Annotated in this window: 17 protein-coding genes; 12 read left to right on the top strand and 5 right to left on the bottom strand. The window is 37.7% G+C overall.

The window, feature by feature from the left end:
• Positions 1-452: 452 nt before the first annotated feature.
• Positions 453-1,229 (top strand): hypothetical protein, encoded by a 777-nt coding sequence (locus tag SP041_RS12325; RefSeq protein WP_137297869.1) that lies wholly within the window; start codon positions 453-455, stop codon positions 1,227-1,229.
• A gap of 314 nt (positions 1,230-1,543) precedes the next feature.
• Here the strand turns inward: SP041_RS12325 and SP041_RS12320 are convergent, their stop codons facing one another.
• Genes SP041_RS12320 through SP041_RS12310 form a run of 3 tightly spaced genes read right to left on the bottom strand, consistent with a single transcriptional unit; the run spans position 1,544 to position 4,895 of the window.
• Entirely contained in the window at positions 1,544-2,209 is a 666-nt protein-coding gene (locus SP041_RS12320) for a DUF3299 domain-containing protein (protein WP_025565935.1), read from the bottom strand.
• Positions 2,210-2,217: 8 nt separating this feature from the next.
• On the bottom strand, positions 2,218-4,200 hold the full coding sequence (locus SP041_RS12315; protein WP_137297868.1) for an ABC transporter permease: 1,983 nt from the start codon (positions 4,198-4,200) through the stop codon (positions 2,218-2,220).
• On the bottom strand, positions 4,200-4,895 hold the full coding sequence (locus tag SP041_RS12310; RefSeq protein WP_025564013.1) for an ABC transporter ATP-binding protein: 696 nt from the start codon (positions 4,893-4,895) through the stop codon (positions 4,200-4,202). Before SP041_RS12310 ends, SP041_RS12315 begins: the two co-directional genes overlap by 1 nt.
• Before the next feature lie 417 nt (positions 4,896-5,312).
• Here SP041_RS12310 and SP041_RS12305 point away from each other — a divergent pair, with 417 nt between their 5' ends.
• Positions 5,313-6,137, top strand: coding sequence for a hypothetical protein (locus SP041_RS12305; protein ID WP_025564011.1), 825 nt, complete (start codon positions 5,313-5,315; stop codon positions 6,135-6,137).
• A 757-nt stretch (positions 6,138-6,894) separates the two neighbouring features.
• On the opposite strand, the gene SP041_RS12300 is transcribed toward SP041_RS12305, so the two are convergent.
• Positions 6,895-9,630, bottom strand: a complete 2,736-nt coding sequence (locus tag SP041_RS12300; protein WP_025564007.1) for a nitrate reductase — start codon at positions 9,628-9,630, stop codon at positions 6,895-6,897.
• A 436-nt stretch (positions 9,631-10,066) separates the two neighbouring features.
• On the opposite strand from SP041_RS12300, the gene nirB reads away from it, so the two are divergent.
• The 5 genes from nirB (at position 10,067) to SP041_RS12275 (ending at position 17,405) form a co-directional block, all read left to right on the top strand.
• Positions 10,067-12,595, top strand: a complete 2,529-nt coding sequence (nirB, locus tag SP041_RS12295) for a nitrite reductase large subunit NirB (RefSeq protein ID WP_025564005.1) — start codon at positions 10,067-10,069, stop codon at positions 12,593-12,595.
• A gap of 10 nt (positions 12,596-12,605) precedes the next feature.
• Positions 12,606-12,956: a nitrite reductase small subunit NirD gene (gene nirD, locus SP041_RS12290; protein ID WP_025564003.1), complete on the top strand. Its 351-nt coding sequence runs from the start codon at positions 12,606-12,608 to the stop codon at positions 12,954-12,956.
• A gap of 202 nt (positions 12,957-13,158) precedes the next feature.
• The gene (locus SP041_RS12285; protein WP_025564001.1) at positions 13,159-14,631 is read left to right on the top strand and encodes a NarK family nitrate/nitrite MFS transporter; all 1,473 of its coding nucleotides are present in this window, start codon (positions 13,159-13,161) and stop codon (positions 14,629-14,631) included.
• A 59-nt stretch (positions 14,632-14,690) separates the two neighbouring features.
• Entirely contained in the window at positions 14,691-16,454 is a 1,764-nt protein-coding gene (locus tag SP041_RS12280; protein ID WP_025563999.1) for a bifunctional protein-serine/threonine kinase/phosphatase, read from the top strand.
• A 429-nt stretch (positions 16,455-16,883) separates the two neighbouring features.
• A complete protein-coding gene (locus tag SP041_RS12275; protein WP_025563997.1) occupies positions 16,884-17,405 on the top strand; it encodes a transposase in 522 nt (173 codons plus the stop codon).
• 668 nt (positions 17,406-18,073) lie between these two features.
• On the opposite strand, the gene SP041_RS12270 is transcribed toward SP041_RS12275, so the two are convergent.
• A complete protein-coding gene (locus SP041_RS12270) occupies positions 18,074-18,925 on the bottom strand; it encodes a class I SAM-dependent methyltransferase (protein WP_025565867.1) in 852 nt (283 codons plus the stop codon).
• Positions 18,926-19,386: 461 nt separating this feature from the next.
• Here SP041_RS12270 and SP041_RS12265 point away from each other — a divergent pair, with 461 nt between their 5' ends.
• From SP041_RS12265 to rfbA, 5 genes are all read left to right on the top strand, one after another.
• Positions 19,387-19,791, top strand: coding sequence for a hypothetical protein (locus SP041_RS12265; protein WP_025565866.1), 405 nt, complete (start codon positions 19,387-19,389; stop codon positions 19,789-19,791).
• Positions 19,792-19,917: 126 nt separating this feature from the next.
• Positions 19,918-21,681: a polysaccharide biosynthesis/export family protein gene (locus SP041_RS12260; RefSeq protein ID WP_025565864.1), complete on the top strand. Its 1,764-nt coding sequence runs from the start codon at positions 19,918-19,920 to the stop codon at positions 21,679-21,681.
• A 64-nt stretch (positions 21,682-21,745) separates the two neighbouring features.
• Positions 21,746-22,531, top strand: a complete 786-nt coding sequence (locus tag SP041_RS12255; RefSeq protein WP_025565863.1) for an ABC transporter permease — start codon at positions 21,746-21,748, stop codon at positions 22,529-22,531.
• Between the two features lie 90 nt (positions 22,532-22,621).
• Entirely contained in the window at positions 22,622-24,034 is a 1,413-nt protein-coding gene (locus tag SP041_RS12250) for an LPS biosynthesis protein (protein ID WP_025565862.1), read from the top strand.
• 47 nt (positions 24,035-24,081) lie between these two features.
• Positions 24,082-24,987, top strand: a complete 906-nt coding sequence (gene rfbA, locus SP041_RS12245) for a glucose-1-phosphate thymidylyltransferase RfbA (protein WP_025565861.1) — start codon at positions 24,082-24,084, stop codon at positions 24,985-24,987.
• Positions 24,988-25,114: the final 127 nt, after the last annotated feature.

Below are 25,114 nucleotides of genomic sequence, written 5' to 3'. Positions count from 1 at the left end.
ATCTATGACTCATTTTTTATATCAAAGACAATGCTTACAACCAAAAAGGAGTAACAGATCTCCTTTTTTATAGTGACTAACGCAACTATCGCTATTAGGTTTTAAATTAAAACTGTTTAATAATCAGTTGTTTGTGTTTAGATAAATAGGGAGGAGGTGCAGGCTAACGAAAATACAACGATTACATTTTTGAATATATTTAATTATTACAGTGTGGCTAATTTTTTTATCTTTTATTTTCTCTCATTGACTTTACTCAATAAAAAGAAAGGTATTTCATTTTGCTGAGTTTATGAGTTTATGAGTTTATGAGTTGATTTTTACTTTGGGGCGCAGGCTTCAGCCTACAGGGGTGTATGTGTTGCTTTTGACTTCGGGGCGCAGGCTTCAGCCTGCAGGGGTTATGTGTTGATTTTTACTTTGGGGCGCAGGCTTCAGCCTGCAGGGGTTATGTGTTGATTTTTACTTTGAGGCGCTGGCTTCAGCCTGCAGGGAGTTATGTGTTGATTTTTACTTTGGGGGGCTGGCTTCAGCCTGCAGGGTGTTATGTGTTGATTTTTACTTTGGGGCGCTGGCTTCAGCCTGCAGGGGGTATATGTGCTTTTGAGTTTATGCTGAAAATATCAAAGACAAAACATCAACACAAAAAAGATCAGCAAGCTAAAAACAGGACTCGCAGAGCTCTTCCGCTCATTACACTAGGTTGTCGCCTAATTCGCCAAGCGCCCCGAATTCAAAACCTTCTGGTTTTCAGCAACTATTATCAGCCTTTGACTTCGGGGCGCTGGCTTCAACCTGCAGGGGGTTATGTGTTGCTTTTGACCTCGGAGCGCTGGCTTCAGCCTGCAGGGGGGGATGTGCTGCTTTTGACCTCGGGGCGCAGACTTCAGCCTGCAGGGGGGTATGTGTTGTTTTTGACCTCGGGGCGCAGACTTCAGCCTGCAGGGGAGGTATGTGTTGCTTTTGACCTCGGGGCGCAGACTTCAGCCTGCAGGGGGTTATGTGTTTTTTTTGACCTCGGTGCGCTGACTTCAGCCTGCAGGGGGTTATGTATTGTTTTTGACTTCGGGGCGCTGGCTTTAGCCTGCAGGGGTGTATGTGTTGCTTTTGACCTCGGGGCGCTGACTTTAGTCTGCAGGGGTGTATGTGTTGCTTTTGACCTCGGGGCGCTGGCTTCTGCCTGCAGGGGGTATGTGTTGCTTTTGATTTTGGCTTTGACTTTGAATTAGATAGTAGAAAATAGAAAAGGTAATATCGAAATACCTAGAACCCAACACACAAAAGATCTGCAAGCCAAAAATAGAATTAGCAGATCGCTTAAGCTCATAACACTAGGTTATGTTGCATGCACTCCAAATCACAATCTGTAACGTTCGACTGGGCAATTAGTTAAATTTCTTATTTATAGTTCAGATAGTTCAGATAGTTCAGATAGTTCAGAGGGCATCAAAAGAAAAAAGCCGTGACAGTTAATCTATCACGGCTTTAGTTTGTTCTGCTTAACTATAAACTTTAGTTATAAAAGTTTATCAAGTTGAGCTTGTTAATGTGTTGCAATAAAAGGTTCTACAATTGCGCCATCTAGACTATAAGCCATATTGATTTTTTTATTTCCATCGACCAAATAAAGGTCTTGAGTTGATGGGGTAATGCGTAATGTACCTGTTATTTTAATTGGCATATAAGGTGAGCCTGTTGCAATTGATTGTTTCGCTTTCACGTATATCAATTGATTTGCAGGCGGTACGGGTTTGTGTGAACAAGCACCAATAGTTGGTACTAATAAGAACTCAGAAACCTCGCCATTATCAAATTCAAGAGCAAGCATATAACCAGACATTTCTATTTCTCTATTTGCTAATAAGTCATTGGTTACTAAAGAAGCTTTTTTACGCTTTTCCATTATGATGTCACGTTGTGCAAACATTTCATCAATATCTACTTTTTCTTTTATCAATTGAGCTTTTGCATCTTCAGCTTCTTTAAGCATTGCATCTGTTATGTCATAAGAAGGAAATACTTTTTTCATTTCCGTTATTCGACCATAAACTGAAAGATTATAAAGTTGATCCTCTGTTAAATCACCAAAAGGGTCTTGGTAAGGTTCAACTTTTCCTTGCAAGTCTTGCCAATCAATTTTCATTGGTTGCGCTTGAGCCTGCATCGCGGATGTTAAACCTAATAATAAGATTAATAAGTACTTTTTCATGTTACTCCCTAAAACTTGATGCTCATGCCATCTGATAATGAGTACTTATAAATTAACCAACCAGGAATTAATGCTATCAATAATGCACTAATTTGAATAATTGCTAAAATAAGTAAATCATTAGACGTCAACATATTAATATCCAAATAAAACCCATAATACGATGCCAACGGTGACTGTAGTATGAGAAGGAGTAGGTAAAGTAATGCAATACCCAATAATATGCCAGCAAAACAAACAAAACCTGCTTCGCCAATAATCAAACTAAAGATATGTCCAGGTCTTGCTCCTACTGAGCGTAAAATTGCCATTTCTCGACGACGTTCATTCAAGCTCATTAGAATAATGCTTAACATTCCCAATAAGCCAACTAAGACAACAAATACGGTCACAATACTCAACGCAACTTCAGCAAGGCTAAAGAATTCCCATAATTCCTGAAGAGCGAGGGCAGGAATAATCGCAGATAAAGGCTCTTCTTGAAAATTATTAACATAACTTTGCATGCCTAACACTGCTTGAGGAGAGGTTAAACCAACAAAGATTGCATTAATTTTCTCTGGTTTTACCTTTAATAACCTAGCAACACGTTGATCTTGTGTCTCACGGTGACCTTCATGGGCTGCTTCGTGATCATGTTCATCATGCGCTGCTTCATCATGGTGTTCTTCATGATTTGCATCTTCATGATCATCGTGAGTGGCTTCGTCATGGTGTTCTTCATGATCATGTTCATCGTGCGCTGCTTCGTTATGATGTTGCTCATGATTTTCATCTTCGTGATCATGTTCATCGTGCGCTGCTTCGTTATGATGTTGCTCATGATTTTCACCTTCGTGATCATGTTCACCATGCGCTGCTTCATCATGGTGTTCTTCATGATTTGCATCTTCATGATCATGTTCATCGTGAGTGGCTTCGTCATGGTGTTCTTCGTGCTCATGTTTATCGTGCGCTGCTTCGTCATGGTGTTGCTCATGATCTGCATCTTCGTGCTCATGTTCATCATGCGCTGCTTCGTCATGGTGTTCTTCATGATTTGCATCTTCATGATCATGTTCATCGTGCGCTGCTTCGTCATGGTGTTGTTCGTGATCTGCATCTTCGTGATCATGTTCATCATGTGCTGCTTCGTTATGATGCTGCTCATGATCTGTATCTTCGTGCTCATGTTCATCATGCGCTGCTTCATCATGGTGCTGCTCATGATCTGCATCTTCGTGTTCATGTTCATCATGCGTTGCTTCGTCATGATGCTGCTCATGATTTTCATCTTCGTGATCATGTTCATCGTGATCTGCGTGATTGGCTGCTAGGGTTGTTTCTCCAGGCAATGCACCAAAATGGCCATGATTATCTGTATGCATCGCTTCCATTGCTTCCAATGAAATAATAAGAGATTGGTCTATAGCGGTAAAAGAAGGGGATAGGATTGCACTGATGAAGTAAGGAATATTATCATGATTATGTCCTTCTATTTCACCACCTCCATGCGTTACGATAACCTCATCGCCAATTTTATAATTTAATTTTTTAGCGACTTCTGAACCAATAACAACTGCGAACATATCGTCATCTATTTTTCCTGATTCAACCTTTAAATGTTGTTTATTAGCGTAACTAAAATAATCAAAGAAACTTAAGTCGGTTGCCATCACAGTATAGCCATGATGAGAATCACCTAATGAAATAGGGACTGCCCATTCAACCGCAGGTGATTGACTGATTTTTTGGTAAGTATCATATTTAATGGTATTAGTGGTATTACCGATATGAAAAACTGAGCTCAATAACAATTGTGAAGAAGCGCCTCGAGAACCAATAATTAAATCAGTACCAGAAATACTTTTCATAAAGCTATTGTTCGTTTCTGTTTTTAAGGTTTGAACACCTAGCAATAAAGTTACGCTGATTGCGATAGAAAAAAGAGTAATGAAAAAGGTCAGTTTACGGTTAAGTAAGCTTTTGAATGCTAATGATAAAATCGCCATTATATCGATTCCTTGAAGTTAACCTGATTGATCTGTTGTAAGTTAATACTATGCGTAAAGTGATGTTTTAAATCGGCATCGTGGCTGACAAAAATGAGGGTAATCTCTTCTTTTTGACATTCTTCGAATAGTATTTTAATAAAGCCTTGGCGGTGATCACTGTCTAATGCAGAGGTGGGTTCATCGGCAATAATGATTTCAGGGCTACCTAACATTGCCCTTGCTGCAGCAACACGTTGCTGTTGTCCAACACTCAGTTCATTAACACTACGCTGTAATAATTCTGAATCGTGTAAACCCAGTGCAGCTAGTAAACGAATGGCTTCTTCATTTAAGTTTTTACTGTGCTTTAACGCTTTTTCTTTTCGGGCTTTTGAGAAGGTGCAAGGTAAAGTGATGTTATCTAACACGCTTAAATAGGGGATCAAGTTAAACTGTTGGAATATAAAACCGATATGATTTGCTCTAAAACTATCTTTTTGACTTGAAGATAATGCATTTAAAGATTGACCAAGAATCGTAACATCGCCATTTTGTGGTGTTAAAACGCCCCCTAGTAAATTCAATAATGTACTTTTACCGCTTCCACTCGGGCCTTCAATAAATAGATGTTGGCCTTTTTTAATATTTAACGAACTAATATCAATAATGTCTTTTTTCTGCCAGGCAAAGCGTAAATTAGTTAGGTTAATCATGTTCTTCTCACCGATAAGTTTTTAGTATTAAATCATTACTTTGTTACAATATAACAAAACTTTTGTTACAACATAACAAAATAAAAAGATGAATACGAACTATAAAATACAGGTATTAGATCTTTTTTATAAATTTATCTTTATTGAATCTAATATTTAATATAAATAATTAAATGCCCTAAAGCTTAATAATTTATTGATTAATTTGTTTAAACTACGCTATTTTACAGTCTATTTATCAGTCTTTTTCTTTATAAGCTGTTGAATTATAGATCTCAGTCAAAATCACAGTGAAACAGCTAATAATCCCTTTGTTTGATGTTACAGGGCGTTTATACTGGTTTTTTATTGCTCAGGTTTTCATTTGCTTGTAGCGACCATAACCATAAATTTATCAAACAATTGTGAGAGTATTTTATGTCAACTACCCCTTTAACTAGTGAGCAAATCAGCGCGCTAGTAAATGCACTATCTAGTGCTCGTAAAGATGTTCGTATCCTAGACGGTTTCCCTGGCCCAATCCCAAGTACACTAGCTGAAGCTTACGTTGTTCAAGACGGTTCTATTGCGGCTTCTGATCAACCTATTGTTGGCTGGAAAGTAGGAATGGTACCGCCAGATCTACGTGATGAGCTTGGAGCTGCACGTATTTTAGGACCTGTATTCAAAGACGTATGCATTACTTTGACAGAGCAAGAATCAAAGGGACAAGCATTTGAATTACCTGTATTTGCTGGTGGTTTTATTGCGATTGAACCTGAATTAGTGTTTGAAACAAACCAAGAGATTGAGCCGGGTAGTATTAATACAGCAGACGGTGTTGAGCATCTAGTTAAAGCGGCTTATGCAGGAATTGAAATCGCAAGTAGCCCAGTTATTGATTTAAATGGCTATGGTCCAACGGCAATTGCTTCAGATATTGGTAATCAATACGGTGTAATTTTAGGCACATCTATTACTGATTGGAAAACGGCTATTACATCAATGGAAACAAGCACTACGATTAATGATGAGTTGATCAATACTGCTCCAACAGATGGCATTTTTAATGGCCCATTATCAGCATTTGCTTTCATGATCGACTGTTGTGCAGAACGTGGCATTACATTACCTGCAGGTTCTTTATGTAGTTCTGGCGCAATCACAGGTGTGCATGAAACACTAGTAGGTTCAACTTCAACAGTTAAGTTTGGTGATGTTTGTACAATGAACTTTACGTTAGTTGATAATAAAAAAGCTTAATAATAAAAGCTGATAAAATGTAAGTTATTCAAAACTGTTTGAATAACCTACTTCAAGTAATAAGCGATCAATTGATCGCTTATTTTGTTTTTAGATTACAGTTTTTATTTTCGGGGGCATGGCGAATTAGTCGACAGCCTAGTGTTATGAGCGGAAGAGCTCTGCGAGTCCTGTTTTTAGCTTGCAGATTTTAGTGTTTACATGTGTTGATTTTTCTTTTTACGTCGGGGCGCATGCTTCAGCTTGCAGATCTTTTTTTGTGTTGGGTTCTAGGTATTTTAAGATTACCTTTTCTATTTTCTATTATCAAAGTCTAATTCAAAGTCAAAAGCAACACATAACCCCCTGCAGGCTGAAAAAAGGAGTCGCAGAGCTCCTCCGCTCATTGCAAGAGACTGCGTCTCATTCGCCCAGCGCCCCAAAGTCAAAGGCTCATAATCGGAGCTGTAAAATTAAAGGGGAGAGCTCAGCTCCGAAGTCAAAGACTCATAATCGAAGCTGCAAAATTAAAGGGGGAGCTCAGCCCCAAAGCCAAAGGCTGATAATCGGAGCTGCAAAATTAGAGGGCTTTGACCTCAACGCCCCTAATTTAAAAGTAGATGACGCTAGTTGCATAACACACCAGTTACAAAGCTAGCTAAAAAACTATCCTTAAAGCTATGCCAGAAAGTTATATGAGAAAGTTATGTCAGCTAGTTATGCCAAAAACTATCCCTGCAAACTATCCTGAAAGCTATCCTGAAAACTAGGTAACAACCTAAGCAACAAATTCTTCGACTTCAATTCGCTGTGTTATATCTTCCATCTTATTGGCGAGTATTGATTCGACTTCAGGTAAACAGCTACCACAGCCTGTTCCTGCACCGGTGCATTGTTTGATGCTATCAAGTGTTTGACAACCTTCTTCTAAAATAGCGTCCGTAATAGTGTTGATACCGACTTGTTTACAAGCACAAATGATTTTACCTTGGGCTAGTTTTCCTTCAACAATGCCTGAAATCAGTGTGAGTTCGATACTGCTATCAAGCGGTAAATCTAATACGCTTTGTAACCAGTCTAATGACTGAGTGGTTAATTGCTCTGAGGTGATATAAGCATTATTAAGCTGTGCATTTTGTACAAAAGCATAGCGATGAATCATTTGTTGAGATTCATCTGTGCTTGAGAATTGTAGCGTTTTGCCTTGTTTATTCTGTAATAGGTTTTGTAATGCTTGCGATAGCTCTAAAGGTGAGCGGTTATCTGCAATACGATATAAATAACCTTTTTCAACTTTCTGTTTTACCCAATAATCAAATTCACTAAGCTCGATTGATTCTCGAGTTAATAACATGGCTTCACTGTGATAATGCCATTTTTTAACATTGACTTGAGTAGATTTAAAACCAGGTTGACCGGAAATAGGGTCGTTATCATCACTGACTAAATTACAAATATTAGCGCTTTTAGCGGTTTGGCTATTCCAATGAATTGGCGTAAAAATTTGCCCTTTATTTTGTTGTTTTGTGAGTAAAGCCCTTACTAACATCGCACCTTGAGGACTGTTGATCGCTACTAAGTTGTTTTCAGTGATCTGCAGTTTCTCAGCATCATTTGGATGTATTGCAACAAAAGGTTCAGTTATATGTGCACCTAATCGACTTGATAATCCGGTGCGAGTCATCGTATGCCAATGGTCTCGAATACGTCCACTATTTAAGATTAAAGGGTATTGAGATTGTTTAAGAGGTTCGCTTTTTACATTAATGCTCGTTGCTAACTGTGAAACTGCAATAAACTGTACTTTTTTAGAGGGCGTGAAAAATTGTTTATCAGCAAATAAGCGTTGATGTACATTGTCTGTTTGTAATTCAGTGACTGGCCATTGTTGAGGTGTTAATTGACTATATCCTTTTGCATCTAACGTCGTTAATCCAATTAAATTAAGGTCACGTGATAAACCATCTTCATTGTCTAACGTGGTCATTTTTGTAAATTCAGAGAAAACCTCTCCTTCATGAAGGAAGTTAAATGCTTTTGCAAAACCCATACATTTAGCAACTTCACTAATAATCCACCAATCAGGTTTAGCAACGCCTGGGCTAGGTAATAAACGGCGCTGTCTTGAAATACGTCTTTCAGAGTTGGTGACGGTACCTGATTTTTCACTCCAACCTTGGGCTGGCAATAATACATCTGCATATTCAGTTGTGGCTGTTTCTGCCATGCAATCTGACACAACCACCGTAGGGCATTTTTTTAATGCTTCAATGATTTTATTACTATTAGGTAAGCTCACTACAGGGTTGGTTGCCATGATCCAAACTGCTTTTATTTTACCTTCATTCATTGCTTCAAATAGGTCGACTGCTTTTAATCCTGGGCGGGTGGCTAGTTGCTCTGTTTCCCAGAAATCGCTAATCAGTTGATTGGCTTTCTGATCGCCAAATTCCATGTGCGCTGCCAAGGTATTCGCAAGTCCACCCACTTCGCGACCTCCCATTGCATTGGGTTGCCCTGTGATTGAGAAAGGGCCCATGCCGGGTTTGCCTATTCGGCCAGTGGCAATATGGCAGTTAATAATACTGTTTACTTTATTACTACCTTGCGTTGATTGGTTAACACCTTGAGAGTAAATTGTCAGTGTTTTCTCGGTGTTAGCAAAATGCGCGAAAAATGATATTAAGTCTTGCTCATTTAACGCTAAGTTCGTGGCTAATTGAGCCATGCTTGGCATATCTTCTTGTGCACTTTTTAGTGCAGCTTTAAATCCTTCACTATGTTGTTCAATGTAATCGTTATCAATTTTTTTATGTTCAACAAGGTAAGCCAGTAAACCGTTAAATAATGCGACGTCAGTTTCTGGCTGAATGGCTAAATGTAAATCGGCAATAGAGCAGGTATCTGTTTCACGAGGATCGATAACCACAATAAATAGATTGTCACGTTTGGCTTTTTCAGCTTTTAAGCGCTGAAATAAAACGGGATGACACCATGCGAGGTTAGACCCAGTGATAATAACTAATTCCGCCGTATCAAGATCTTCATAACAACCAGGCACCGTATCACTACCAAAAGCACGCTTATGGCCAACAACACTTGATGACATACATAGTCGTGAATTGGTATCGATATTACCGCTGCCAATAAACCCTTTCATCAGTTTATTCGCAACATAATAATCTTCAGTTAGCAGTTGCCCAGATACATAAAAAGCCACTGAATCTGGACCATGTTCTTCAATCGCTTGTGAGAATTTTGAAGCAACATGTTGTAACGCGTTAGGCCAGTCCGTTTCAATACCGTCAATTGAAGGGTGTAATAATCGACCTTCATGACTCACGGTTTCGCCTAGCGCTAATCCTTTAGAGCAGAGGTTTCCGTAGTTAGCCGGGTGTGATTGATCACCGCGAATGCTTAATTCACCTTTAGCACCGATACTTGCTTCAATGCCACAGCCCACACCACAATATGCGCAGGTTGATTTAGTCCATAAGCTTTTTTCTTGGGTCATGTTGTTCTCTCTACTCTTTGAATATCCATATCTATACCTATATATAGAGCAAAGAGCACACCAAGTAAGGGGGAATTATTGAAATAGATGAAAAAATATAAATTTTAACTTTAAAATCAATAAGTAAGATATTTAATTTGCAGGTGTAATAAATGAAATGAAATTATTATAGTGCACTAAATATAAAAAACTGCACCAAATAAGGGCAACATGCACTGTTTGTTTACATTTTAGTAACATTTGAAGCGGTTAATTTGTCTAGTGAAAAATAACTCTTTTGATTTATTCCTTGTAACTCTTTGAATTTTTATATGTATTTGTTTTTATTTGATAGTTTTCCGTTATTGGCTTCTGTCTTGCAACAGACACTTTAAGGCACTTATTAAGTAAGACTAAGTGAACACTACAAAATAGAAGTTAAAAGGAAATAACAATTATGAGTAAACAACGCATTGTTGTAGTTGGAAACGGCATGGTAGGCCATAAATTTATCGATACAATTATCGGTAATGATGAAACCAAATATGAGGTGATTACTTTTTCTGAAGAATCTCGCCTTGCTTACGACCGCGTCCAATTAAGTTATTTCTTTTCAGGCAAAACAGCTGAAGATCTCGCATTAACAGATGCTGCTTATTACGAAGAAAATGGCATCAAATTTGTCCTTAACGATAAAGTAGTCGATTTAGATTTTGATAACAGAAACGTTATCACGGCAAGTGGTCGCGTTGAAAGCTACGACAAACTAGTACTAGCGACAGGTTCTTACCCATTTGTTCCGCCTATTCCAGGTAATGACCAAGAACATTGTCATGTATATCGTACTATTGATGATTTAGAAGATATCACCAAATCAGGTGAAACGAGTAAAATTGGTGTTGTTATTGGTGGTGGTTTACTAGGGCTTGAAGCAGGTAACGCACTGGTTAATTTAGGTGTTGAAACACATATTGTTGAATTCGCACCCCGTTTAATGGCTGTGCAGTTAGATGATGGCGGCGGTTCATTACTAAAACGCAAAATTGAAGACTTAGGTGTGCATGTACATACTGAAAAAGCGACCACAGAAATCGTTGCAGGTACAACCTCTCGCTACAGAATGAATTTTGCTGATGGTTCACATTTAGAAACAGACATGATCATCTTTTCTGCGGGTATTCGCCCACAAGATGAACTAGCACGTAAAACAGGTATCCCAATTGGTGAGCGTGGCGGTATCGTCATTAACAACCATTGTGAAACAGGTGTTGAAGATGTTTACGCAATTGGTGAATGTGCGTTATGGGAAAACTTTATATTCGGTTTAGTCGCGCCTGGTTACCAAATGGCAAAAGTCGCTGCTGCACACATGCATGGAGATTCAGACACTGAGTTTACCGGTGCAGACATGAGTACTAAATTGAAGTTGTTAGGTATTGACGTAGCCAGTATTGGTGAAGTGCACGGTAAAACACCGGGGGCACAGTCGTATACTTATCACGATGAAATAGAACAAGTTTACAAACGTTTAATTGTTTCAGCTGATGGCACAAAAATGGTCGGCGCAGTATTGGTAGGTGATGTAGAAGCTTACGGTACATTATTACAATTAAAACTAAATGATATGAAACTACCTGCGAACCCAAGTGTGCTTATTTTACCGTCATCAGGTGGTGAAGAAGCCGCTGGAATGGGCGTTGATGCGTTACCAGATACAGCGGCAATTTGTTCGTGTTTTGATGTCTCTAAAGGTGACATTAAAAACGCGGTTGCAGCTGGTTGTTGTAACATGGGTGAACTTAAAGCATCAACTAAAGCAGCAACAGGCTGTGGTGGTTGTACTGCACTAGCAAAACAAGTGCTTGATAGTGAATTATTAAGTCTTGGTTTTGAAGTGAAAAAAGATATCTGTGAACATTTTGCTTATTCTCGTCAAGAACTCGCTGACATCATTCGTGTTAAAAAAATTAAAACATTCTCTGAATTATTAGTAGATTGCGGTTCAGGTCTTGGTTGTGAAACGTGTAAACCTGCCGTTGCTAACATTCTTGCTGCTTATTGGAACGAATATGTATTAGAAGATGCACATGTCGGTTTGCAAGATACTAATGATAACTACCTCGGTAACATGCAAAAAGATGGTACTTATTCGGTTGTTCCACGTATGCCTGGTGGTGAAGTAACGCCTGACGGGCTAATCGTGATTGGTCAAGTAGCAAAAGAGTTTAACCTTTATACCAAAGTAACGGGCGGCGCACGTGTCGATTTATTTGGTGCACAGTTGCATGAGTTACCTGTTATTTGGAAAAAATTAGTCGATGCAGGTTTTGAAACAGGACATGCCTACGGTAAATCGCTACGTACTGTTAAATCTTGTGTTGGTAATACTTGGTGTCGTTACGGTGTTAAAAACAGTATCGGTTTTGCGATTGATCTTGAAAATCGTTACAAAGGTTTACGCTCTCCTCATAAAGTGAAATTTGGTGTTTCTGGTTGTACGCGTGAATGTGCAGAAGCGCAAGGTAAAGACTTTGGTTTAATCGCAACAGAAGGTGGTTGGAATTTATACTTCGGTGGTAACGGTGGTATGCGTCCTCGTCATGGTGACTTATTTGCCTCTGATTTAACTGACGAACAAGTACGTACTTATGTTGATCGTATTTACATGTTCTATATCCGCACGGCAGATCGTTTGCAACGTACTTCAGTATGGTTAGAAAACTTAGAAGGTGGTATTGAATATCTACGTGAGGTCATTCTCAATGATTCACTCAACATTAATGCCGAGTTAGAAGCAGAAATGGAAAGTAACGTTGCAAATTACCAATGTGAATGGAAAACAACGATTGAGAGTCCTGAAAAACTGAAACGCTTTAAACACTTTATTAACAGTAAGGAAGTTGATACAGGTCTTGCGTTTAAAGTGATAAGGGGTCAACGCTTCCCTTTAGCAAAAGAAATTGAAATTACTGAATTAGTCGAATAGGAATAATAAAATGGACATTACATCAAGCAATACAACATGGACAGATATCTGCCCTATTAACGACTTAACACCAGATGCAGGTATTTGCGCGCTATACAATGAACAACAAGTCGCTATTTTCTTATGTAAACAAAGCAGCAACGTTTATGCCGTTGCTAACTTTGACCCATTTGGACATGCTAATGTTTTATCTCGCGGCATCATTGGCTCAACAGAAGATATTATTTATGTTGCATCGCCTTTGTATAAACAGCGTTTTAACTTAGCAACGGGCGAATGTTTAGATTCTGAAGAACATAAAATCAAAATCTTTAACGTGCGTATTGAAAATGAACAAGTTCAGCTTAAAGAAGCGAGCTAATCATCTATTACAGTAAACACATGACGCTAAGCCACTTTATGAATAAGCAATTCACAGCAAAAAAAGCGGCTTAATGTTCCTTTAAAAACAAGTTATTTCTAACCATGGAATAACTTGTTTTAGTAAATAAGATTGATTAGTTGTTAGGTGCTTGGGCATCCATCACGTTCGTTAATTTTGTATAAAGACAGGTAGGATATATATGAGTAAGGATTCTTTTAATATTTTTTCTTTTCAAGGGAAAATGAAAACACTGCATTTAAGTTGGATGGCCTTTTTTATCACGTTTGCCGTTTGGTTTAACTTTGCACCATTATTACAATCAGTAAAAGAAACATTGGGTTTAAGCACTGAAGAAATTAAAACACTGCTTATTCTTAACGTGGCAATGACAATTCCAGCGCGTGTTATTATTGGTTCATTAACCGATAAATACGGCCCAAGACTAGTTTATTCTGCTCTGCTTATTCTATGTTCAATCCCATGTTTTACTTTTGCTTTCTCTGAAAACTTCTTGCAAGCGGCTATCTCGCGTTTTGCTTTAGGTTTCATTGGTGCAGGTTTTGTTATTGGTATCCGTTTAGTCTCTGAATGGTTCCCACATAACGAGCTAGGAACTGCTGAAGGTATTTACGGTGGTTGGGGTAACTTCGGTAGTGCGGCTGCCGCGTTCAGCTTACCAACATTGGCATTACTATTTGGTGGCGAAGACGGATGGCGTTACGCAATGGTCGTAACGGGTCTACTAAGTTTAGTATTTGGTTTTATTTTTTACGCAAACGTAACAGATACACCTAAAGGTTCTACTTACTTCAAACCTGCTAACTTAACAGCAATGGAAGTAACATCAAAAGGTGACTTCTTCTTACTACTTATTATGAAGATCCCAATGTATGCGGCTTTAGCATTGCTAGCCTGGAAACTATCACCAGATAACGTAGGGATGATTTCTAACACCGTTTGTTATGTTATTTATGCATTACTATTTGCGCTATATCTTTACGAATGGTCACAGGTTTGGAAAGTTAACAAATCAATCTTTACAACACCAGTACCAGAACTACACCAATATAAATTCAAACAAGTAGCCGTATTAAACGTTCTTTATTTTGCTACGTTTGGTTCTGAATTAGCCGTTGTTTCAATGTTACCTTTATTTTTCCTAGAAACATTTGAATTAACACCGGTTGTTGCCGGTATGGTGGCATCAGCTTATGCCTTCATGAACTTAGTGTCTCGCCCAGGTGGCGGTTGGTTATCAGATAAGTTTGGTCGTAAATCTACCTTACTTATTTTAACGGCGGGTTTAGCGTTAGGTTACTTATTAATGGCGCAAATCGAAAGTAGCTGGACATTATGGGTTGCTGTTGTTGCTGCTATGATTTGTTCTTTCTTTGTACAAGCGGGTGAAGGTGCTGTATTTGCAACGGTTCCACTAATCAAACGTCGTATGACAGGACAAATTGCAGGTATGACCGGTGCTTACGGTAACGTGGGTGCAGTAGTTTACCTAACGGTGTTATCTTTTGTTAGTTACCAAATTTTCTTTTACGTGATTGCAGCAACTGCTTTCTTAGGGCTTTTAACATTATCGTTGATGACTGAACCTAAAGGTAAAATTGCAGAAGTAAACGAAGATGGTAGTGTTACCCTAATCGATGTAGGTGCTCACTAAGCTATATTTTCATCCCTCATTATAAAATGAGGGATGAAAAAATTAAGGTAAAAATATCAATGAATAAGAGTCAAACAGAACCAACATTAAAAGTCTGTATCGGTGGCTATTCCACGGCAGGTAAACGTTCTGTTAATCAAGATGCTTTTGCAGTAAAAGACCCGTATTCAGAGTCAGAAAAAAAGATGAAAGGCATTGTGGCCTGTGTTGCTGATGGCGTAAGTTGTAGCGATAAAGGACAACAAGCCAGCCACACCAGTGTTACCCAATTCATTGCTGATTATTACAGCACCAACAAAAGCTGGGATGTTAAACAATCCGCAAGCAAAGTCCTTAACTCCCTTAACAGTTGGTTATATCAACATAATCAAGATGATCTTCGACATAATGGTTTAATCACCACTTTCAGCAGTGTCGTTATTAAATCTACAACAGCCCATATTTTGCATATTGGTGATAGCCGCGTTTATCGTTATCAAGATGAAGAACTCAAACAACTATCACATGATCACAGTCGTGCTGTTTATAAACAAAACCCAGTATTAACACGTGCACTTGGCATGGATTGCCACCTTGATATTGACTATCAAACAATCCCATTACAAGTCGGTGACCTGTTCATGTTAAGCAGTGACGGTGTACATGACTATTTAACTAAAGAAAGCTTAAAGGCTTATTTAAGCCAATTAACAGAAGAGGCAACAACACAAGAATTTGAGCTACTGGCTAAAAAAATATGTGATGATGCTTTAACAGAAGGCAGCAGCGACAATATCAGTTGTTTATTGGTAAAAGTAACCTCATTACCTAGATCCAATTTAAACGAGTTATTTTCACATTTAAGCAGTTTAAATATCCCGCCAGCATTACAGGTAGGTAACGAAATTGATTGTTTTAAAATAGATAAAATATTGCATGAAGGGGCACGTAGCCATGTTTATCTAGCCACGGACAAAAGCACCCAAAACAAAGTGGTGCTGAAAATGCCATCACTCAATTTTGAAGAAGATGTAAATTACCTATTAGGCTTTTATAAAGAGCAGTGGGTAGGGCAGTCAATTAATCACCCCAATGTCATGTCGATTGCAGACAATATCAAAGGTTCAGTTTTTCTATATCATATATGTGAACATGTGGAAGGCATGCCATTAAGACAATGGATGCAAGAAAACCCTAAACCTGAGTTAGATCAAGCCTATGACATCATTAAAAAAATAGTGAATGCAGTCCGTGTCTTACAGCGTGCGGGTATGGTGCATAGAGATTTAAAACCTGAAAATATTATTATCTCAGGGCAAAATGAAGTTAAGTTAATCGACTTCGGTACCGTTAAAGTTAATGGTTTTGAAGAGATAGTAAAAGAACAACAAGAAGAACCCTTAGGAGCAGTAGATTACATCGCACCAGAATACTTAAACGATAACCAAAGCTCGTCGTTGTCAGACTTATTCTCCATTGCGGTTATTGCCTATGAGCTGTTATCGGGGTATTTACCTTATCCCGCCAACCAAGCACAATCATTAGACAGAGCAAGACAATACACTTGGATTTACCAACCCATCCAAACTCACCGCTCAGAGTTATCAAGCCGACTTGATAACGTATTACGACGCGCATTAGATCCAAAACCCAATAAACGCTATAGCACCATGAGCGAATTTATTGCAGAACTAACCGTCATCCAAAAAAGACAAACAATTCAAGAACCCAAAAAGTCACTCCTAGAAAGAGATCCAGTAAAATTCTGGCAATGCCTAGCCTTTATCTTCATCGGCATCAGTGCTGTAGAGCTCTTCATACTACTAAGCACTAGAGTGCTTTAGTTGTTGACCTTGGGACGTTTGGCGAATTAGGCGACTGCCTAGTGTTATGAGCGGAAGAGTTCTGCGAGTCCTGTTTTCAGCTTGCAGGAGTTAATGTTTACATGTGTTGATTTTGACTTGGTGCATGAGTTTTTTTATTTTAGGGGCGCTTGGCGAATTAGGCGCCAGCCTAGTGCCATGAGCGGAGGAGTTCTGCGAGTCCTGTTTTCAGCTTGCAGATTTTAATGTTTACATGTGTTGACTTTGATTTTGTACTTTTTAATTTAAAACCAAAAACAATGCACAAAATCCTCCAGACTAAAGTCAGCGCCCCGAAGTCAAAGTCTAACAATCACTAAGATAAAGCAATGTTTACTTTTTACTAAACTTCAAATTTTAAACTAAACTTAATCTCTAAAGCTAATTATCTGTCATAGCGATGAGGTAAAAATGAGTAGTAATTTATTCCACATAGATCAGAAAAATACTGTTCAGTTCGTAACATTTAGAACACATGAAAGTGTTACCTACTACCTCAAAAAACATAACAAGCAAATAATCGAAAGTACCGCTAAGCAACAGCATCAGTTAGATCAGTTTTTGGATACTAGCAGGGCAGGGGCAATATTAAATAATGAAACCATTCCTTTGCTTATTTCATTATTCAAATCTAAAGATAAATTAGATTACAACTTATTTGCAGTCTCTATTATGCCTAACCATGTACATCTACTTTTTCAACAAATCCAGCCGCTAAGCCTCATCATGCAAAATATTAAAGGAGGTAGCGCCTTTGTCATCAATAAATACAAAACTGAGTCAGGAAAATTATGGGAGAAAAGTTATTATGACAAAGCCATTCGAACTGAAAAGCAGTTTCAAATAACTTATCAATATATTAAAAATAATGCATATAAAGCAGAATTAAAAGATGCAAAAAAGCGGTTTTATGGGGTTTATGAAAGTGAGTGATTAAACCTATTGTCATGGGTGTAGGAGCTCTGCGAGTTCTGTTTTCAGGCTGCAGATTTTAATGTTTACATGTGTTGATTTTGACTTTGTGTGAAGTTAAAAGAAAAAACAACACACAACCCCTGCAAGCTAAAGCATGCGCCCCAGAGTCAAAGGCTCATAAACTTGTAGCAACAAGTCAAAACAACACATAATCTGCTGTTGACTGAAGCTAAAGGCTAAGAATAGTTGTAGAAAGCTAAAAGGTTTCGGTGTGTTGATTTTGAATTGAGGGCGCTTGGCGAATTAGGCGACAGCCTAGTATTATGAGCTGAGGAACTCTGTGAGTCCTGTTTTCAGCTTGCAGATCTTTTATGTGTTGGTTTTAGAATTTACGAGTTATGTTTTCAGTTTGTAGTTTTTTATTTTAGGGGCGCACGCTTTAGCTTGCAGATCTTTTGTGTGTTGATTTTTAGGGGGGGTGATATTGCCTTCCATACTTTCTATTATCCAACTTAAAGCCAAATCAACACATAACCCCCTGCAGGCTAAAGCTTCGTCTCATTCGCTCGAAGTCAATACCATTACAAAGTGTGTAAACTCCTTGAAGTCTACACACTAAAGTTAAAGCTACTGACTGTAAAGCAAACTAATCCTGCAAAACCAACAGCCTGTATTAACTGTCTATACTAACTCCCAGTAATAACTGTTCTCAATCCGTAATCTAATATTTTACCTGTTTGGCTTTTTACGCTTAGGGTGGTGACTTGTACTTTTTCGCCGTTACATAAATCACTGGTGATTTGACGAATACGTTCTGCATCTAGGCGAGGGGAATAAGTGTTGGCAATAATAAAACCACCTTTTGCGCGTAATGCTAAAGCTGCCTCTATTAACTCTGGGAATTTGTTTTCAATCTTCCAGCGTTCTTTCTTTGCACCAATACCAAAAGCAGGGGGATCCATTATCAAGCCTTGGTATTGTTTTCCGCGTTTTATTTCACGCTGAGCAAATTTCAATGCATCTTCTAAAACCCAATGCACATCTGTTAAACCAGAGGACTCCATGTTCTCTTTGCCCCATTTAATGATTTGCTTAACAGAATCACAATGTAGCACTTCAGCGCCCTGATCTCTTGCTACTAATGAAGCCACACCTGTATAAGCAAAGAGGTTCAAGAAACGGTCGCCAGATTGAAGGTTATCAGCAATAAAATCCCAATTAGCGCGTTGTTCTGGAAATAACCCAACATGTTTGAATTTAGTCAGATGCAAATTAATTGTGATGTTATTGAACTTAATTCGCCAATCATGCTCCAAATTACCTTGTAGTGTCTCCCATTCACCGGCACTACTACTACTTTCAATAAATTCAAAGTGTGCTTTAGCCAACCACTGTTTTTTTGATAGTACAGGCTCAAAGTAAGCATTCATTTCAGGGCGAATTGTATATACATTTCCCCAACGCTCAAGCTTTTGGTTATTACCGGCATCAATGAGTTCATAATCTTGCCAAGGAGTAGTAAAAGTGCGTTTGATCATAGGAATGTTAACTTTTATAGAATGTGAATAAGGCTTACAGGCTATCGTAAATGAATTTTTAACAAGCATCATTTTAAAATAAAGTACAAATAAAATTAGTTGATAAGATATTTTATATTAATGCGATCATGGTGTCACACTAGTCCTTAAAATATTGTACTAATTTTAAAAATATTATTGAGCCGCTTTTATTATAAAAATATTAATTTTTTAAAAGTGGAAAGATATTTTGTTGTTGTTTGATATTTTACTTAATATTTAGCTTTATTTTAAATTGAAATATGATGAATTGATTGTTAACAATATAAAAATAAATATAAAGGTTTATTTCTTAGGAACTTTTGAAAAAGAGAGTGTTTCAAGCATGCGCTTATAGATTGCTCAAATAGTACCTTTTTGTTATTATCCTCTTCTTTTTTTATAAAAATTATCTTTTTTTAGGTATTTAAAGAGCTTTAATTATGATTAATATTTTATCTTCTAAACATTATAAATACTTATTAGTGCCTGTTGTTCTAGCACTAACTGCATGTACCAGTAAACCGAGAGAAGTTTATGCTTCTATTCCTCTGGTCAGTGCTAATGAAGCAAAACCTAATCTAGAAGTATTACCTGCGACTTTTTCTACCATACTAAGTGACCCTTCTTCTACACGATTAACGCATGGAAGATATGACGTTAGTGTGATGCCTACTTATGTCTCTGCATTAGGTTATCCATGTCGTAAGATGATTTTCTCAGAATCTGGACTGTCGTCTAAAAAAAGAATTGCTTGTGAAATTACTTATAAAGAAAACACTATATTAGTTAAATCTTGGTTTTTAGAAAATGCGATTATCGAATCTGACGATAACATTATTTTATAAGACAATAGCCTTGCTCTATAAAACAATAACATTGTTCTATAAGCGATAACTTTACTCTATAAAGAGTTATCAATAGAGCACAAACGATTTACAGCTCCACAAACTTATTCAATATTGAGTTAAAAAATGAATTTATTAAAAATGGACTTACTAAAAATAGCGACGATGAGCATACTTTCAAGCTGTTTTTTATTGCCTAATGCATTTGCCGCTTTTGAGCCAAGCTCTATTGATCTGCAAAATGGAACAAGCAACGGCATACCGCAAATACAAGCAAGTGATAATGAAACAAGTTTAGAAACAGGATCTTACCAAAAGCAAAATCGCTCAGGTGTGTTACTACCAGGTGAAGTTGATGTTCGTGAATTATTACCTTCTTCAGGTGAAGATAACCCACCGCCATACGGCGCAAACTTGTTCGCTGGTGGATATGAAACAGAGCGAGTTGATGGCTTAAATGAAAACTACCTGATCGCAGCGGGCGATAAAATAAATATTTGGATCTGGGGCGCGGTCACTTACTCCAATGTTGCAACAGTTGATAGCCAAGGGAATATCTTTATTCCTAATATTGGCCCCATTAACGTATTAGATGTACCTGCGAGTAATATCAATAAACTCGTCCAATCAAAAATAACACAAACCTACACCAATAACGTCGAAGTTTATGTCAATCTACTAACAGCAACACCAGTTAGTGTTTACTTATCAGGGGCTATCATACGTCCTGGACAATATGCCGGTATGGCATCAGATAGCGTATTGTACTTTTTAAAACGTGCTGGTGGCATTGACTCTGATCGAGGAAGTTACCGCAGTATCCAAATTATTCGTAATAACAAAATACTGGAAGAGGTCGATTTATATACCTTCATTCAAACAGGAACATTACCGAATATTACGTTTAAAGATAAAGACGTTATTTTAGTTAAACCACAAAAATCGGCGGTTAATGTTGCGGGTGGTGTTAAAAACCCTTTCCGATTCGAACTAAAAAATATTCAAACTAAAGGTAGTGAGCTGGCTCAATTTGCCTTACCGCTTGCCAAAATAAGCCATGTGGGTGTGTTTGGTAATCGAGCAACAGGCCCTTTCTCTGTCTACTTAGAATATAAAGACTTCTTAAACTACACATTACAAGATGGTGACAGCTTAGTATTTAACGACGACTCTCACGCACAAGTCATCGATGTTCAAGTGTCAGGTAGTTATTTAGGCCCATCATATTTTGCCGTCAAAAAAAGTGCGCGTTTACATGATGTATTAAATGCGATTCCAATCGTACCCGAACTTACTGATAACAAATCTATTTATATCCTGCGTAAAAGCGTGGCTGAACGTCAAAAGACAATCTTAGATGATTCGTTAGACAGACTTGAACGAAGCGTATTTACTGCCCCAGCATCTTCAGATGGTGAAGCCTCTATTCGTGCAAAAGAAGCGGAAATGGTGATGCAATTTGTTGAAAAAGCAAGACAGGTTAAACCGCTAGGCAAGGTGATTGTTTCTGACAATGGCACCACCGCTAATATTTTATTAGAGAAAGGCGACCAAATTGTTATTCCGCATTACACAGACTTAATCAATATTGGTGGTGAAGTGCTAATGCCGCAAGCCGTTGTGTTTAACCCTAATGCAACGGTAGATGATTATATCGCTTGGGCTGGGGGCTTTACCGATAGAGCTGAAGATGAGCGTATTTCAATTGTTCGTGCTAATGGCATTGTTATTTTTGTGAGAGAAGGCGAAGAAGCCAAAAACATGAAAATTCAGCGCGGTGATCAAATTTTAGTGTTACCTAAAGTGGATACTAAAATTGTGCAAGCAGTGAAAGATATTACCCAAATAGTTTATCAAATTGCTATTGCAGCAAACGTGGCGATTCGATAATGAATGCTGATGTAATGCAATATTTCATAAGCCTATCTCAACCTATAACAATGAGATTGGTTTAATGGCATCAGTTAAAAAACGCTCAACCCTAAAAGTATGGGGTGATGTGATATTTGCTATCTTTTTAAGGGAAATTAAAAGTAATTTTAGTGATAAATTCGGCTTAAGTTGGGCTTTGGTTTCTCCGATGTTAATGGTCGTAGTTATGGTTGCTATTCGAGGTGCTTTAGATAGTGGCGAAACACACGGGATGCCTACTATTTATTTTATTGTTTATGGGGTTGTGTTGATACAGTTTTTTTTAGGGGTGTTAGAGAAAGTATCAAGATCAATTCAAAAAAATAAACCTCTGTATGCATTCAGACAGGTACAACCGATAAGTTCAATCATTGCGATTGCTGGCTTTGAATTATTAGTGAAAATATTTTTAGTTATTGTTTTAATGACAATCGCTTTTTTTGCTCATTTTGATTTGTATATGAATGACCCTATTGAAGTTATTTTTATTGTCTTAAGGGTTTGGTTAATTGCGATGTCGGTAGGAATGATATTATCTTTAGCAGGTTGTTATGTACCTGAAGTTAATAAATTGCAAGTATTTATAACACGGCCAGTATTCTTTATATCTGGAATATTTTTTAGTTTACAAGATATCCCTAGGGAGTATTGGCATTATTTAGATTGGAACCCTATTTTACATGCGGTGGAGTTAATTAGATATTCTGGATATCCAAATTATGGCGACATTGGTGTAAGTTTCTTTTATTTAGATATGGTCACATTGATAAGTGTTTTTTTTGCCCTAGCCTGTTATCACATTGCCTGGAAACAGGCGATAAGCCGGTAAATAATAATTGCTGGAAAACCGAAAGGTTGGAAAGTTCCTTTTTTATATTTAAGCCTTTAGGTTCATAGCCTATAGCCTTTATTTTGAATTATGCCTGAACAACGATTTTTAGCTTTACGAAAAAGACTTAAACCTGAAGAGTTTAATAGTATAGAGTTTTTAACAAATGAGGCAAAGGCTGTAGAAGAGTCTGATCCTCAACTGTCAAAGCGTATTTTAGTGCGAGTGAAACGTTTAGTAAGTCAAAGTAAACGCGAAGCAAAAAAAACAGTTAAAAGTGAAGGGAACGATGAGAATGCTACTCTTTTAAGCAATGAAAAAAACAAACTAAATACTGAGGCTTCTTCGATAAAAAGTTCAACTAACTCGGTTACTGATGACGTGAAAGCATCTATAAAAAATATTAAATTTAAAAAAATATTAGATCTTTCTCCATTTATTTTACTGGTTATTTTGCCCACCTTCTTATTTGCAGTTTATCAGACGTTATGGGCTACCGAAAGATTTGAGAGCCAATCTAAAGTGATTGTTCAACAACCAGATAGTGCCTCAACATTAGATTCCGGTATGGCCTTATTAACTGGACTAGGTGGTTCAGGTGGAGGCTCTGATCCTGATTTAGTGAAAGCTTACATCTATTCTAATGACATGATTGATTACTTAAACAATAAAATTGCATTAAGAGAACATTACTCTCAATCGTTTATTGATTACTTCAGTGGGATTCATGAGTCAGATTCAAGAGAAACGCTAGACCAATATTATCAAGAGCACCTTGACGTGATTATCGATGATAAATCAGGGGTTATCACCATTAGTGCACAGGCATTTGATAGTGAGTATGCACAATTGTTAGCGAATGCTGTGGTTGAACGAGCAGAATGGTTTATTAACTCAATAGGGCATCAATTAGCGAATGCACAGTTAAGCTTTATGCAAGGTGAGCATAAACTAATAGAACAACGTTTAGCTGATGCACAAAAAGATCTATTAACCTATCAGCAGAAATATAACCTACTTGATCCAACGGCTGAAGGGACTGCAAAGCAACAAATTACTTACACGCTTGAGAGTCAGATTGCCGTTAAACAAACAGAAATAAAAACGATTAGAGCGATCATGAGTGCAAATTCTCCACAAGTGAGAGGCCTGCAGAATGAGTTAAAAGCACTTAATGCACAATTGGAAATAGAAAGAGATAAATTATCACAGTCTGGGTTAGATGAGATTCCGATTAGTGAACTTTTATCTAAATTTACTGACTATAAAATCAAAATGGATTTGGCGTTACAGGCTTATACTTCTTCACAAATCTCATTAGAGAAATCAAGAATAGAAGCCTATCGTCAACTTAAATACTTGATCGTTGTTGAGCAAGCAACATTAAGTGAAGACAACAAGTATCCCGATGTGGTTTATAATATTTCGTTATTTTTACTGTTATTAAGCCTCGCATTTGGCATAGGGAAAATAATTGTCAGCACTATTCGCGAATTAAAATAAATTTGAATAAGTATCAAACTTTAAAGTAAATAAGAAAAGGAATTAACATGAATAATAACCCATTAAACCGCAAAGGAATTATCCTCGCTGGCGGTTCAGGCACAAGGCTTTATCCGTTAACAAAAGTAGTTAGTAAGCAATTAATGCCTGTTTATGACAAGCCTATGATCTATTATCCGCTGTCTAATTTATTCATGGCAGGTATTACTGAAATATTAGTTATTTCGACACCGTTAGAGCTACCTCGATTTAAAGAACTATTAAAAGATGGTTCTCAATGGGGTGTTAAAATTGAATATGTAGTACAACCAAGTCCAGATGGTTTAGCACAAGCATTTTTATTAGCCGAAGAGTTTTTAGATGGTAGTCCTGCTGCGTTAATCTTAGGCGACAACTTGTTCTATGGTCATGATTTAGCTAAATCATTACAAAGAGCCAATCAACAAGAAAAAGGCGCGACGGTATTTGGTTATTATGTTTCAAATCCAACGTCTTACGGTGTTGTAGAGTTTAATGATGCAGGGCAAGCTATTTCAATTGAAGAAAAGCCAGCGGAACCAAAGTCATCATACGCAGTACCAGGGTTATACTTTTTCGATGCTGATGTTGTTCAATATGCAAAAAATGTAAAACCATCACCACGCGGTGAATTAGAGATTACTGACATTATTGAGCAATATCTAACGAATGAAACGCTAAAAGTAGAAGTAATGGGCCGTGGCACTGCATGGTTAGATACAGGTACATTAGATGATCTTCTAGATGCCGCATTATACATCCGTGCTATCGAAAAACGCCAAGGCTTAAAAGTATGTTGCCCAGGTGAAATCGCTTTCCGTATGGGCTACATCGACGAGAAAGGTATCAGAAAGTTAGCAGAGCCATTGAAAAAATCAGGCTACGGCGAATACCTATTAAGCTTGCTAGAGCGCAGAATTCTACCAAGCACCTAGTTAACTATAACCTTAATAGTATGTTGATTTTAGTCTTTAGGTTTTGGTGTTGATTTTTGATATAACGTAATGACGAACAGCATTATAAGATACGATACATCTTGTAAGGGGCGCTGGCTTTAGCCTG

The sequence above is a fragment of the Psychromonas sp. SP041 genome (assembly GCF_000470315.2).
Lineage (GTDB): Bacteria > Pseudomonadota > Gammaproteobacteria > Enterobacterales > Psychromonadaceae > Psychromonas.
This window is presented reverse-complemented; position numbering and strand designations above follow the sequence as displayed.

Coding starts and splice junctions, on each gene's coding strand:
- SP041_RS12320 (WP_025565935.1), bottom strand. CDS start 2,209: ATGAAAAAGTACTTATTAATCTTATTATTAGGTTTAACATCCGCGATG.
- SP041_RS12315 (WP_137297868.1), bottom strand. CDS start 4,200: ATGGCGATTTTATCATTAGCATTCAAAAGCTTACTTAACCGTAAACTG.
- SP041_RS12310 (WP_025564013.1), bottom strand. CDS start 4,895: ATGATTAACCTAACTAATTTACGCTTTGCCTGGCAGAAAAAAGACATT.
- SP041_RS12305 (WP_025564011.1), top strand. CDS start 5,313: ATGTCAACTACCCCTTTAACTAGTGAGCAAATCAGCGCGCTAGTAAAT.
- SP041_RS12300 (WP_025564007.1), bottom strand. CDS start 9,630: ATGACCCAAGAAAAAAGCTTATGGACTAAATCAACCTGCGCATATTGT.
- nirB (WP_025564005.1), top strand. CDS start 10,067: ATGAGTAAACAACGCATTGTTGTAGTTGGAAACGGCATGGTAGGCCAT.
- nirD (WP_025564003.1), top strand. CDS start 12,606: ATGGACATTACATCAAGCAATACAACATGGACAGATATCTGCCCTATT.
- SP041_RS12285 (WP_025564001.1), top strand. CDS start 13,159: ATGAGTAAGGATTCTTTTAATATTTTTTCTTTTCAAGGGAAAATGAAA.
- SP041_RS12280 (WP_025563999.1), top strand. CDS start 14,691: ATGAATAAGAGTCAAACAGAACCAACATTAAAAGTCTGTATCGGTGGC.
- SP041_RS12275 (WP_025563997.1), top strand. CDS start 16,884: ATGAGTAGTAATTTATTCCACATAGATCAGAAAAATACTGTTCAGTTC.
- SP041_RS12270 (WP_025565867.1), bottom strand. CDS start 18,925: ATGATCAAACGCACTTTTACTACTCCTTGGCAAGATTATGAACTCATT.
- SP041_RS12265 (WP_025565866.1), top strand. CDS start 19,387: ATGATTAATATTTTATCTTCTAAACATTATAAATACTTATTAGTGCCT.
- SP041_RS12260 (WP_025565864.1), top strand. CDS start 19,918: ATGAATTTATTAAAAATGGACTTACTAAAAATAGCGACGATGAGCATA.
- SP041_RS12255 (WP_025565863.1), top strand. CDS start 21,746: ATGGCATCAGTTAAAAAACGCTCAACCCTAAAAGTATGGGGTGATGTG.
- SP041_RS12250 (WP_025565862.1), top strand. CDS start 22,622: ATGCCTGAACAACGATTTTTAGCTTTACGAAAAAGACTTAAACCTGAA.
- rfbA (WP_025565861.1), top strand. CDS start 24,082: ATGAATAATAACCCATTAAACCGCAAAGGAATTATCCTCGCTGGCGGT.